The organism is Streptomyces sp. NPDC046349, assembly GCF_055587885.1.
The window spans coordinates 310,331-322,545 of sequence record NZ_JBVJFK010000008.1 but is presented as its reverse complement, the minus strand read 5'-3'; the positions used below and the strand labels follow the sequence as shown (position 1 = coordinate 322,545).

At 73.2% G+C, this 12,215-nt stretch carries 12 protein-coding genes; 3 read left to right on the top strand and 9 right to left on the bottom strand.

Annotation, left to right across the window (positions count from 1 at the left end; all coding sequences use genetic code 11):
* Window positions 1-65 precede the first annotated feature (65 nt).
* The gene (gene pdxR, locus ACZ6JS_RS20965; protein ID WP_469299791.1) at window positions 66-1,463 is read right to left on the bottom strand and encodes a MocR-like pyridoxine biosynthesis transcription factor PdxR; all 1,398 of its coding nucleotides are present in this window, start codon (window positions 1,461-1,463) and stop codon (window positions 66-68) included.
* 47 nt (window positions 1,464-1,510) lie between these two features.
* Between pdxR and ACZ6JS_RS20960 the strand changes: the two genes are divergently transcribed.
* The gene (locus ACZ6JS_RS20960) at window positions 1,511-2,026 is read left to right on the top strand and encodes a carboxymuconolactone decarboxylase family protein (RefSeq protein ID WP_469299789.1); all 516 of its coding nucleotides are present in this window, start codon (window positions 1,511-1,513) and stop codon (window positions 2,024-2,026) included.
* Window positions 2,027-2,075: 49 nt separating this feature from the next.
* Here the strand turns inward: ACZ6JS_RS20960 and ACZ6JS_RS20955 are convergent, their stop codons facing one another.
* From ACZ6JS_RS20955 to ACZ6JS_RS20930, 6 genes are all read right to left on the bottom strand, one after another.
* Window positions 2,076-3,041: a hypothetical protein gene (locus ACZ6JS_RS20955; protein WP_469299788.1), complete on the bottom strand. Its 966-nt coding sequence runs from the start codon at window positions 3,039-3,041 to the stop codon at window positions 2,076-2,078.
* A 3-nt stretch (window positions 3,042-3,044) separates the two neighbouring features.
* Window positions 3,045-3,428: a hypothetical protein gene (locus tag ACZ6JS_RS20950; protein WP_469299786.1), complete on the bottom strand. Its 384-nt coding sequence runs from the start codon at window positions 3,426-3,428 to the stop codon at window positions 3,045-3,047.
* A complete protein-coding gene (locus ACZ6JS_RS20945; protein WP_469299785.1) occupies window positions 3,415-5,136 on the bottom strand; it encodes a hypothetical protein in 1,722 nt (573 codons plus the stop codon). The genes ACZ6JS_RS20950 and ACZ6JS_RS20945 overlap by 14 nt, the downstream gene beginning before the upstream one ends.
* 143 nt (window positions 5,137-5,279) lie before the next feature.
* Window positions 5,280-6,269: a malate dehydrogenase gene (locus ACZ6JS_RS20940; protein WP_469299783.1), complete on the bottom strand. Its 990-nt coding sequence runs from the start codon at window positions 6,267-6,269 to the stop codon at window positions 5,280-5,282.
* Window positions 6,270-6,751: 482 nt separating this feature from the next.
* A complete protein-coding gene (locus ACZ6JS_RS20935) occupies window positions 6,752-7,183 on the bottom strand; it encodes a DUF3017 domain-containing protein (RefSeq protein ID WP_469299781.1) in 432 nt (143 codons plus the stop codon).
* Entirely contained in the window at window positions 7,173-8,033 is an 861-nt protein-coding gene (locus ACZ6JS_RS20930) for a bifunctional methylenetetrahydrofolate dehydrogenase/methenyltetrahydrofolate cyclohydrolase (protein ID WP_469299779.1), read from the bottom strand. Before ACZ6JS_RS20930 ends, ACZ6JS_RS20935 begins: the two co-directional genes overlap by 11 nt.
* Before the next feature lie 244 nt (window positions 8,034-8,277).
* Between ACZ6JS_RS20930 and ACZ6JS_RS20925 the strand changes: the two genes are divergently transcribed.
* Window positions 8,278-8,943 (top strand): hypothetical protein, encoded by a 666-nt coding sequence (locus tag ACZ6JS_RS20925; protein WP_469299777.1) that lies wholly within the window; start codon window positions 8,278-8,280, stop codon window positions 8,941-8,943.
* A 79-nt stretch (window positions 8,944-9,022) separates the two neighbouring features.
* Here the strand turns inward: ACZ6JS_RS20925 and purH are convergent, their stop codons facing one another.
* Together purH and purN are read right to left on the bottom strand one after the other, a co-directional pair.
* Window positions 9,023-10,618, bottom strand: coding sequence for a bifunctional phosphoribosylaminoimidazolecarboxamide formyltransferase/IMP cyclohydrolase (purH, locus tag ACZ6JS_RS20920; protein WP_469299776.1), 1,596 nt, complete (start codon window positions 10,616-10,618; stop codon window positions 9,023-9,025).
* The gene (gene purN / locus ACZ6JS_RS20915) at window positions 10,615-11,238 is read right to left on the bottom strand and encodes a phosphoribosylglycinamide formyltransferase (protein ID WP_469299774.1); all 624 of its coding nucleotides are present in this window, start codon (window positions 11,236-11,238) and stop codon (window positions 10,615-10,617) included. Before purN ends, purH begins: the two co-directional genes overlap by 4 nt.
* Window positions 11,239-11,482: 244 nt before the next feature.
* On the opposite strand from purN, the gene ACZ6JS_RS20910 reads away from it, so the two are divergent.
* On the top strand, window positions 11,483-12,064 hold the full coding sequence (locus ACZ6JS_RS20910) for a hypothetical protein (RefSeq protein ID WP_469299773.1): 582 nt from the start codon (window positions 11,483-11,485) through the stop codon (window positions 12,062-12,064).
* Window positions 12,065-12,215 lie beyond the last annotated feature (151 nt).

Below are 12,215 nucleotides of genomic sequence, written 5' to 3'. Positions count from 1 at the left end.
GGGGTCCGGGGCGGAGCCCCGGGTCTTTCAGCCGCTCCGGGCACACCGCCGGGCACACCGCCGGGTCATGGCAGGGAGGCGGCGAGCGCCGCGAGGGTCGGGGACCACGCGCTGTCCGACGGGGTCCCGTAGCCGACGACCAGCGCGTCCCGCGGCGCGAGCTCGGCCCGGGGGTGGCGGAAGGCGGACAGGCCGTGCAGGGCGAGGTCGTGCCAGGCCGCCGACTGCAGCACCGACCGCTCCGTGCCCGCCGGGAGGTCCAGCACCGCGTGCAGCCCCGCCGCGATCCCCGAGACCCCCGCCACCCGGCCGGCCACCGCCGCCACCAGCTCGTCCCGCCGCCGCCGGTAGCGCAGCCGCATCCCGCGCACGTGCCGGTCGTACGCCCCGGATTCGATGAACTCCGCCAGTGTCAGCTGGTCCGGCATGCTGGACGTCCAGTCCGTGTACCCCTTCGCGGCGGCCACCTCCTCCAGCAGGCCCGGCGGGAGCACCATCCAGCCCATCCGCAGCCCCGGGGCGAGGGACTTGCTGGCCGTGCCGAGGTACACCACCCGGTCCGGGTCGAGACCCTGCAGGGCACCCACCGGCTGCCGGTCGTAGCGGAACTCCCCGTCGTAGTCGTCCTCCAGGATCAGCCCGCCGGTGGTCCGGGCCCAGTCGACCGCGGCCGCCCGGCGGGCGGGGGTCAGGGCCGCGCCCGTCGGGAACTGGTGGGCGGGGGTCAGCAGCACCGCGCCCGCCGCCGCGGTCAGCTCCCCCGTACGGGCCCCGTCGCCGTCCACCCCGAGCGGCCTGGTCCGCAGCCCCGCCCGCACCAGCTCGTCCCGGTGGAAGTCCAGCCCGTACCCCTCCACGGCGACCTCGCGCACCCTGCGCGCCCGCAGCACCGCCGCGAGCAGTTTCAGCCCGTGCAGGAACCCCGCGCACAGCACGATCCGGTCCGGATCCGCGTACACTCCGCGCGCCCGTGCCAGGTAGCCCGCCAGCGCCCGTCGCAGCTCGACGCGGCCGCGCCCGTCGCTGGCGTAGCCGAAGGCCTCGTTCGGGGCTGCGGTCAGTGCCCGGCGGGCCGCCGCCAGCCAGGCGGCGCGGGGGAAACCGCCCAGGTCGGGAGTGCCGGGGACCAGGCTGTACGCGGGGCCGCCGCGAGCGGGACGCCGTACGGGGGCGGCGGTCGCGGGCCGGCGCGGGCGGGCCCGTTCCGCGACCCGGGTGCCGGAGCCCTGCCGGGCCGTGAGCCAGCCCTCCGCAACGAGCTCGGCGTACGCCTCGGCGACCGTGTTGCGGGCGATGCCCAGGTCTGCGGCGAGGCCGCGGGAGGAGGGCAGCCGGGTGCCGGCCGCCAGTCGCCCGCTGCGCGCGGCCTCGCGCAGCGCCTCGGTCAGCCCGGCCCGCAGACCGCGCCCGGCGGAGAGGTCCAGATGAAGGTCGGCACCGAAAGTGGCCCAAGAATCCGTCATGAATATGGACCATATCGACGGGCCGCCTGCCTCCTACGGTGGAACACATGACCACCACCGCTGAAAACCGGACCCCCTCGCACGCCCACGCCCCCGAGCACACGCCGCGCATGAACATGGCGAAGCTCGCCCCCGAGGCCTACAAGGCCGTCCTGGCGCTGGAGATCGCCGCCAGGAAGGGCCTGGAGCCCTCCCTCGTCGAACTCGTCAAGATCCGTGCCTCGCAGGTCAACCACTGCGCCTTCTGCCTCGACATGCACACCAAGGACGCGATCGCCGCCGGTGAGAGCGTCGAGCGCATCGTGCAGCTGGCCGCGTGGGAGGAGTCGCGGCACTTCTACACCGAGAAGGAGCTCGCCGCGATCGAGCTCACCGAGGCCGTCACCGTCCTGACCGACGGTTTCGTGCCCGACGAGGTGTACGAGAAGGCCGCGGCGCACTTCGAGGAGCGCGAACTGGCCCAGCTGATCACCGTCATCGCGACGATCAACGTGTGGAACCGCTTCGGTGTCACCACGCGCATGGTGCCGGGCCACTACAAGCCGGGCATGTACAAGGCCTGACCGGGGCCGGAGCCGAACGGCAGGCTCCGGCCGGGCCCGGCCCGGCCGGTCAGCCCGTCGGCCGGAACGCCGCCAGCGCCGCCGCGTGGTGGTCCTGCGTGGCCTGCCACTCGGCGGCCGGCCCGGCGGTCAGTACCGCCCACTTGGTGCCGTCCGCCACGAGGAAGACCCGTTCGACCCCGCGGCGCACGCCGCGCGACTCCTCGCTGTCGTACTGGTAGACGAGCTCGGCCGCGCCGGGAACACCGGAGACCGGTCCGACGCTGATCTCCTCGTACCCCCGCGTGCCGCCCCTCAGATAGGTGGAGGCCTGCCTGACCGCGGCGAGCGGGCTGAGCTCCGGCTCCGACACCCGGAACACCTGGATCAGCGCGGTCCGGTCGGCCGAGCGGTAGAAGACCCCCTCCTTGAGCTCCTCGCGCGCCCAGCCCGCCGGGACGGCGATGGTGAAGCCGGCCGTGTCCCGCCTGGTCTCGTGGGAACCCGTCCCGGTGCCGGTCGGGCTCGGGGTGGACGTCCCGGTCGGGCTCCCGGCCGTGGTCGGAGACCCGCTCGCCGTGGACGGCTCCCCGCCGGTCGGCGTCGGCGCACCCGAGGTCGCCGTCCCGTTCCTCTCCCCCGCGCGGTCCGCGTCGCCCGTGTCCCGGGCCACGAACCACACGGCGGCCGCGCCGATCGCGACGGAGGCGACGGCGATGCCCGCCGTCGCCGGAGTCAGCCACCGGCCGCGCGGCCCGCCGGAGGTCCCGGGGCCGGGCCGCGGCGGCACGGGCGGCACCCCGTACGGGGGCAGAGGCGGTGGCGGGGCGCCCGGTCCGAGCGGGTCGTGCGCCGACGGCGCGGTCGGCGGCTGCGGCGGCAGCGGCGGCAGGCCCGCGGCGTTGCCCGGAGCGTTGCCCGGGGCCGTGCCCGCGGTGGTGCCCGGAGCGGGCCCGGCCGGCGCCTGGTCCACCACCCAGCGCTGCGCCTGTGCGTCCCAGCGGCGCGGTCCGGACGGCGGCTGTGCCGGAGCCACGGATCAGCCCCCCAGCGCGCCGAGCAGGCTGCCCAGGGCAGCGGCCGCGCTCACGGTCTCCACCAGCGGCGCCCACCGCTGCAACGCCTCGCGCAGTCGGGCGACCAGTCCGGGCCGGATCGTCTCGGCGCCCTCCAGCTGCTCGGCGACCCCGTCCAGTTCGGCGTCGAGCGCGGTCCGGTCCGCGCCCCGGGGAGCCTCCCGTACGAGCGCCTCGCGCAGGGAGAGCACCGCCTCCAGCAGCTCGGCCGCGCCGGGTACGGCCGCTCCCGTACCGCCCTGGTGGACGGTGTTCGTGTTGTTGGAACCGCCGATGCTGACCGCGCTGCCGTGGATGCTGCCGATCCGCGCGGTGGGCTGCTGTCCGCTCCGGTCATCCGTTGCCATGGCTCCCCCTGTGTGTGCTGTTGTGGTTCCCGCTGCCGCCGATGCTGACCGCGCTGTGGCTCACATCGCCGAAGTTCGCGTTGATGTAGACGTCGGCGCGGCGCGCGAAGGCCTCGGTGTACCAGCCGTTCTCGTCCAGGACGACGGTAATGCCGGCGACGATCCGGTCCTGAATGGTTTTCAGATACCGGTCGAGGTCCATGAGGTGGAAGAGCGAGCCGTTGTCCTGCGCGGCGAGTTCACGCACCGAGGCGCGCGGGCCCTCGGGGCGGGCGCCGCCGTGGCCGCCCGAGGCGATCCGCCACCAGCTCGCGATGCCGCGGCCGAGGGTGAGGAGGGAGGCGGTGAAGGAGCCGGGCGTGTGCCGCAGGGCCCACACCGCCTTGCCGAAGCGGCTGTTGTTCAGGTAGCGGTGGGCGTCCGCGTCCGCGTTGTGGAAGGCGACGTGGACGGGCAGCAGCACGTGCGGCGCCACCTCCACCATCATCATCCCGCCCTGGGTGTGGACCCGTACGAACACGGTGACGACGACGTTCTCGTCCCAGCCGCCGACGCGGACGCGCAGGAAGTACCGGCGGCGCTCGCCGCCCTCCTCGACGGCGGCGGCCCGGTGCGTCTCGAAGTCGGCCCTCAGGAGCGGGCCTTCGTCGCGGTGGGTGAAGCCCCCGCCCGGCAGGAACACGCACTGGTCGACGACCAGCTCGCGCAGGCGGTCCAGTACGGCGGCCTCGGCCTGCGGGGACCCGTGCCGGGAGGGCACCCGCAGCCGCTCCAGCAGCGGCACGATCCCGGCCACGATCCGGGCGTTGGTGAGCGGCTCCGGTTTCCGGCCGGGCTCGAGGTCCTCGCGGGGGCGCAGCTCGAAGGACACCTGCCAGGGACGGTACGGGTCGCCGGCTCCGACGAACGGGTCGTTGATGTCGTACATGATCATCGGCGAGTGCTGCTCGCTGAGGATCCGCTGCCGCACGCGGGCGAACCGGACGCCCTGGTCCGCCTCCGCGGGGTCGGTGGAGCGCTGGGCGTAGCGCTCCCGGTTGAGGTCCCCGGCGATGGTCCGGGCGACGTGACCGCGCTGGAGCCCTACGACGGTGACGACGGCGGCGAAGACGGCCGGCACCCATCCGAGGACGAAGCCGGCCAGCGGGCCGCCGATGCCGCCGGCGCCTCCTGCGAAGAGCAGGCCGCCGACCGCGGCCGGGCCGTCGTCCTCGTCGCCGAAGGCGCCGAGCAGGGCCAGCCAGATCCCCAGGACGACGACCACGACGACGGCCAGGTTCCACCAGGCGTAGATCCGCACGACGAGGGAGAGCACCCGCGGCAGCAGCCCGGACCGGGCCCTGAGCCAGCCCGCGAGGCTCAGCAGCAGGAACGGGACGAGCAGCACCGCGAGGGCGCCTCCGGTGAGGAGGGACCCCGCGAACCAGGCGCCGAGGATGCCCACGGCCCAGCCGAGTTCGGCGCGGCGGGCGCGGAGGGCGTGGGCGAGGACGCGCGAGGCGTCGAACCCGTAGGAGGGCGCGACGATCCGCTCCTCGTGGACGTACAGCTCCTCGATGACGCGGTCGCGGTACCCCGCGTCGAGGTAGGTGCCGGCGCACAGGAAGCGGCCGGCCTCGCTGACCGCCGGGTCGACGGGGGGACGGCCGCTCAGGGGACCGTGTTGCGGGTCGCCTGTGGGCTGACGGGGGATCGGGCTCTCGGTCACCGCCCGACTTTAGATTTCCCCTACACCGTCCGACAGGCGGAATCACGCCAAAGCGCCCCGGCCTGATGGGGCCGGGGCGCTTCGGTTCGTACTGGTTGTCGAGGTGGCGGCGGTGTCCGCACTCCTCGGCGAGGAGCGGTGGATCAGATCAGGCCGAGTTCGCGGACCGCGTCGCGCTCCTCCGACAGCTCCTGGACGGAGGCGTCGATGCGGGCGCGGGAGAACTCGTTGACGTCCAGGCCCTGGACGATCTCGTACTTGCCGTCCTTGCAGGTGACGGGGAAGGAGGAGATCAGACCGGCCGGGACGCCGTAGGAGCCGTCCGACGGGATGCCCATCGAGGTCCAGTCGCCCTCGGCGGTGCCGTTGACCCAGGTGTGGACGTGGTCGATGGCGGCGTTGGCGGCCGAGGCCGCCGAGGACGCGCCACGGGCGTCGATGATCGCGGCGCCGCGCTTGGCGACGGTCGGGATGAAGGTGTCGGCCAGCCACGCCTGGTCGCCCACGACCTCGGCGGCGTTCTTGCCGGCGATCTCCGCGTGGAAGATGTCCGGGTACTGGGTCGCCGAGTGGTTGCCCCAGATGGTCAGGCGCTTGATGTCGGAGACGGCGGCGCCGGTCTTGGCGGCCAGCTGCGAGATCGCACGGTTGTGGTCCAGGCGGGTCATCGCGGTGAAGCGCTCGGCCGGTACGTCCGGGGCGGCGGCCTGCGCGATGAGCGCGTTGGTGTTGGCCGGGTTGCCCACGACCAGGACCTTGATGTCGTCGGCGGCGTGCGCGTTGATCGCCTGGCCCTGCGGCTTGAAGATGCCGCCGTTGGCCGCGAGCAGGTCGCCGCGCTCCATGCCCTTGGTGCGCGGGCGGGCGCCCACGAGCAGCGCGACGTTGGCGCCGTCGAAGCCCTTGTTCGGGTCGTCGAAGATGTCGATGCCGGCGAGCAGCGGGAAGGCGCAGTCGTCGAGCTCCATCGCGGTGCCCTCGGCGGCCTTCATGCCCTGGGGGATCTCCAGGAGCCGGAGCTTGACCGGCACGTCCGCGCCGAGCAGGTGACCGGACGCGATACGGAAGAGCAGCGCGTAGCCGATCTGGCCGGCGGCGCCGGTGACGGTGACATTCACAGGAGTGCGGGTCATGGCCTTCTCCGTTAGACAGCTGGCGGTGGGGCGTCCCTGCCCCATGTGCTGGAGGACGCCGCTCCCCTGTAAATCTTGACGTGAAGAGACATCCGCGGTCAGGCTATCCGACCCTGGCGCGGCCCGACCCCCGGGTCCCTGTGGTGCGCGGCACACGAACCCCGGCGTTTCGAAGGCGAAGTCGATTTCAGGACTTCTATTCGACCGGAAAGGCCTGGCGCGTCCGATCGCCCTCATCGACCTGACACAGGCGTTCGCCGCGCGGGCGTCCGGTACGGCGCCCCCGGATCCCGCGAACGCGTCCCCGGGCATCTCACCGCGCCCCGCGCCCGGCACCGCCGTCGGCGCCGAGACGCCGGGCGCGGTGAGCACCGCCGGCGCGGCCGCCACGGCCGGCCGGCCCTCGGTGCCCGACCGGACCAGCGCGTCCCGCGTCCGCCCCGCGCCCGGCGCACTCGGCGCGGTCGGCGCACTCGGCGCACTCAGCGCACGGTGAAGCGGACCGCGCTCTCCAGGAACGGGATCTCCAGCAGCGGCCTGGGCTCCATCACCAGCGCGAGCAGCGTGATCGCCACGCCCAGCAGCCCGTAAGTGATCATGTCGGTGAAGCGGGAGCGCACCGCGAGCATCCCCACGGAGGGCAGCACGCGCCGCAGCACCGCCGCCGCGATCAGGGCCACACCGATCACCAGGCACCCGGCCCTGGCCTGCCCGAGGGCGGTGGTCAGCAGCCCCACCGCGGTCGCGGCGAGCACGCTGAGCATCGGCCACTGGCGGGCGGGCGTGGACACGGCCCCGGGGACGGCGCGGCCGCTGCCCTCGGGTCGGGCCGTGTCCCGCGTGACGGACGGGAAGCGGCGGGACTTGGCCGCGCCGCTCCCGTTCACGTGCTCGGCGCCCGGTTCAGCGCGCACTGCCGGTCCGCTCCGCCGCCTCGACGACGTTGACGAGCAGCTGGGCGCGGGTCATCGGGCCGACCCCGCCGGGGTTGGGCGAGATCCACTGGGCCACCTCGGCGACGCCGGGGTGCACGTCGCCGACGATCTTCCCGGCCTCGTCGCGGCTGACGCCCACGTCGAGCACGGCCGCGCCCGGCTTCACGTCCTCGGGCTTGACCAGGTGCGGGACGCCGGCCGCGGCGACGATGATGTCCGCCTGGCGCAGCAGCCGTGAGAGGTCGCGTGTACCGGTGTGGCACAGCGTGACGGTGGCGTTCTCCGACTTGCGCGTCAGCAGCAGGCCGATGGACCGCCCGACGGTGATCCCGCGGCCGAGGACGACGACGTGCGCGCCGTTGATCTCGACGCCGTGGTGGCGCAGCAGTTCGACGATCCCGTACGGGGTGCAGGGCAGCGGGCCCGGCTCGTTCAGGACGAGTCGGCCCAGGGAGGTCGGGTGCAGGCCGTCGGCGTCCTTCAGCGGATCCATCAGCTCCAGGACCCGGTTGGTGTCGATGCCCTTGGGGAGCGGGAGTTGGACGATGTAGCCCGTGCACTGCGGGTTGGCGTTGAGCTCCCGCACGACCTCCTCGATGTCCTCCTGGGAGGCCGTCGCGGGCAGTTCGCGCTGGATGGAGGCGATGCCGACCTCGGCGCAGTCCTTGTGCTTGCCGTTGACGTACCAGCGGCTGCCCGGATCGTCGCCGACCAGCAGGGTGCCGAGGCCGGGGGTGATGCCCCGGGCCTTGAGGGCCGCCACACGGGCGGTCAGTTCGGACTTGATCGCGGCCGCGGTGGCCTTGCCATCGAGAATCTGGGCGGTCATGACCCCATCCTCCCGGATGAGGTGGCCCGGGTTCCAGTCAAGGTGCTCGCGGGACCGTAGGGTTCATTGCACTTGCACAACAAGTGACCGGCTGTATGACACCCAACTGGACAAGGACTCGCCGGTCGGACCACGATGAAACGACTGAGTGCCGCGGGCAGTGCCGGGGGGCGGACCGCACCGTGCAGGATTCCTCCGCGCTCATTGCCGTGCGTCCCCGCACTTCCACGGAGGAACACCCCAGATGAGTTTCGGCGACCCGCACAACCCGTACGGACAGCAGCCGGCGCAGGGCCAGCCCGGTTACGGCTACCCGCAGCAGGCCCCGCAGGGCATCCCGCCGCAGGGCGGCTACGCCTACCCGCAACAGGCCCCGCAGGGCTACCCCGGCGGCCCCGCCGGGTATCCGGGCGGTCCGGGCGGCTACCCGGGCGCCCACATGGAGATGCCCGGGGGTGCGAAGGCGGCCCGCGTGATCCTCTTCGTCCTGAGCAGCCTGCAGGCTCTGGCCGGCCTGCTCGTCATCATCGGCGGCGCCGTCTTCGCCTCGGCCTTCTCGGGGTCCTCCAGCTCCTCGGCGCAGGACGTCGGGACCGCCGTCAGCGTCGGCTTCGTCATCGGCGGCCTCTTCCTGATCGGCGTGTCCCTGTGGCCGTTCCTCACGGCGCTCAAGATGGGCAAGGGCCGCAACGGGGTGCGCGTGTCCGGCATCGTCTACGGCTCGCTGCAGACCTTCTTCGCCGGCCTCAGCCTGCTCCTCAACATGGCGGCCCTCGGCGCGAGCGAGCAGTCGTCGGGCGGACCCACCGCAATCGTCCTGCTGCCCGCCGTGGTCTCCCTCGCCCTCGGCCTCACGATCGTCATCGGACTCGCGAAGGCCGGCGACTACTTCAAGCGTCCGAACTACTGATCCGCTCGTCCGCAGAACCGGCGAAGGCCGCGACCCGCAGCGCGGGTCGCGGCCTTCGCCGTGTCGGGGTGGGCCGGACTCAGTGGAAGAAGTGCCGGGTCCCGGTGAAGTACATCGTCACGCCTGCCTTCTGCGCGGCCTCGACGACCTGCTCGTCGCGGACCGAACCGCCCGGCTGGACCACGGCCTTGATGCCCGCGGCGGTCAGGATCTCCAGGCCGTCGGGGAAGGGGAAGAAGGCGTCGGAGGCGGCGTAGGAGCCCTGCGCGCGCTCGGCGCCGGCCCGCTCGACGGCGAGCTTCGCCGAGTCGACGCGGTTGACCTGGCCCATGCCGACGCCGACCGAGGCGCAGTCCTTGGCGAGCAGGATCGCGTTCGACTTGACGGCCCGGCAGGCCCGCCACGCGAAGGCCAGCTCGGCGAGCTCCGCCGGGGGCAGGGCCTCGCCGGTCGCCAGCGTCCAGTTGGCCGGGTCGTCGCCCTCGGCCTGGAAGACGTCCGACTGCTGGAGCAGCACGCCGCCGGAGACGGGCTTGAGGTCGCCCGGCTGGTGCGGGCTGCCGTCGACCTTCAGGACGCGGATGTTCTTCTTCTTGGCGAGGATCTCCACCGCGCCGTCCTCGTAGCCGGGGGCGGCGATGACCTCGGTGAAGATCTCCGCGACCTGCTCGGCGAGCTCGACGGTCACCGGACGGTTGACGGCGATGACACCGCCGAACGCCGACAGCGGGTCGCAGGCGTGCGCCTTGCGGTGGGCGGAGGCGACGTCCGCGCCGACGGCGATGCCGCACGGGTTGGCGTGCTTGATGATCGCTACGCACGGCTCTTCGTGGTCGTAGGCGGCGCGCCGCGCGGCCTCGGTGTCCACGTAGTTGTTGAAGGACATCTCCTTGCCGTGCAGCTGCTCGGCATTGGCGAGCCCGCCCGGCCGGCCGTCCGTGTAGAGGGCGGCGGCCTGGTGGGGGTTCTCGCCGTAGCGGAGGGTGGACTTGCGCTCCCAGGCACCGGCGAGGAACTCCGGCAGCGCGCCCTCCTCGCCCTCCGGGGCGTACGCGTTCGTGAACCAGGAGGCGACGGCCACGTCGTAGGCGGCGGTGTGCTGGAAGGCCTCGGCGGCCAGCCGCTTGCGCGCGGCCAGGTCGAAGCCGCCGCCCTGGGCCGCGGCGATGACGTCGGCGTACCGGTCGGGGCTGGTGACCACGGAGACCGACGGGTGGTTCTTGGCGGCCGCTCGGACCATCGAGGGCCCGCCGATGTCGATCTGCTCGACGCACTCGTCCTCGGTGGCACCCGACCGGACGGTGGCCTGGAACGGGTACAGGTTGACGACGACGAGGTCGAAGGGCTCGACGCCCAGCTCGGCGAGCTGGCTGCGGTGGTCCTCCAGGCGCAGGTCGGCGAGGATGCCGGCGTGCACGCGCGGGTGCAGCGTCTTGACCCGGCCGTCGAGGCACTCGGGGAAGCCGGTCAGCTCCTCCACCTTGGTGACCGGCACCCCGACGGCGGCGATCTTCGAGGCGGTGGAGCCGGTGGAGACGAGCGCGACGCCCGCCTCGTGCAGGCCGCGGGCCAGCTCTTCCAGTCCCGTCTTGTCGTAGACGCTGATGAGCGCACGCCGGATCGGCCGCTGGGTCGTGGTCGGGTCGTTGCTCGCTGCGGTGTCTGCGGCGGTCACTGGATTGTTACCTTTCGTCCCTCAATGCGGTAGCCGTGCCGGGCCAGGCGCCCCACGACATCGACGAGCAGCTGTCGCTCGACTTCCTTGATGCGCTCATGGAGAGCGGCTTCGTCGTCCTCGTCCCGGACCTCGACCACACCCTGGGCGATGATCGGACCGGTGTCCACGCCGCTGTCCACGAAGTGGACCGTGCAGCCGGTGACCTTCGCGCCGTAGGCGAGCGCGTCCCGCACGCCGTGCGCACCGGGGAAGGAGGGGAGGAGGGCGGGGTGGGTGTTGATGAACCGGCCGCCGAAGCGGTCGATGAACTCCTTGCCCACGATCTTCATGAAACCGGCCGACACGACGAGGTCGGGCGCGTGTGCGTCGGTCGCCGCGGTGAGGGCGGCGTCCCACTCGGCGCGGCTCCCGTAGTCCTTCACCGGGCAGACGAAGGTGGGGATCCCGGCCTTCTCCGCCCGCTCCAGGCCGGCGATGTTCGCCCGGTCGGCTCCCACGGCGACGACTTCGGCACCGAAGCCCTCGGGTCCGCCGGGATGGGCGTCGATGGCGTCGAGCAGGGCCTGGAGGTTGGTGCCGGAACCGGAGACCAGCACGACCAGGCGGGAGGCGGCCATGGGAGGCCCTTTCTCGCGGAATTGCGGTGTTCGTCTTTGTGCGGTCATACGAAACTTCGGGGTACCGATATACGGGGAACCATACGAAGCCGCCGACCGCCTGCAACGATACCGGCACACCGGACGGCCCCCGAGGGACGGGGGGACGGGCGGGCGGTAGCGTCTGGCGTACAAGCCGCAAACTGGCCTCACCTCGCCTCGATGTCCTCGTGACGTCCATGACACAGGGGAAGTAACACACCCGATGCCGGACCGCCGTCAGCCCGACTCCCCCACCGACGACAACCCCTTCGCGGCCCCGCCGGAGGGCCGGCCCGACCAGCCGTGGCAGCCGCGCAGCGGTGGCGGCGGGAACGGCGACGGGAACGGCCCGGGGGACTCGGGCGGGCAACGCGGTCCGGCGCGCTGGGACCCGACGGACCCGGTCCAGCGCCGCGCCCGCTACGCGCTGCTGGCGGGCATGTGGGGCTTCTTCTTCGGGATCTTCGGCATCCCGTCGGTCGGCCTCCTGCTGGGCGCGCTCGCCCTGTACTGGGGGATCAGCGCGCTGCGCGGCCAGCCGGCCGCGGCGACCGGCGAGCCGGGCGCCCCGACGGGCCTCGACGCCCTGGGCCCGGCGGCGCGACCGCAGCGCACGGCGGCCGTGAGCGGCCTGGTCACCGCCTCGCTGGCGATCCTGCTGGCCATGAGCTCGTACGCACTGCAGCTCGTGTACAAGGACTTCTACGTCTGCCGCGACGACGCCCTCACCAAGTCGGCGGAACTCCAGTGCAACACCATCCTCCCGGACAACTTCGTCGGCGAGGTCCTGAAGGTCCGCCAGTAGCACCGCACGATGCGCGGGTCCGGGGCGGAGCCCCGCTCCTCCAGCCTGCCGGGGTCCGTCCGCCGACCCCGTCGGCGTTCGGGACCCGCGGGCTCGGGGGCCGAAGGCCCCGCAACGGTGCCGCGCGGGCTGGGTCGTCTCCCTGGGATCC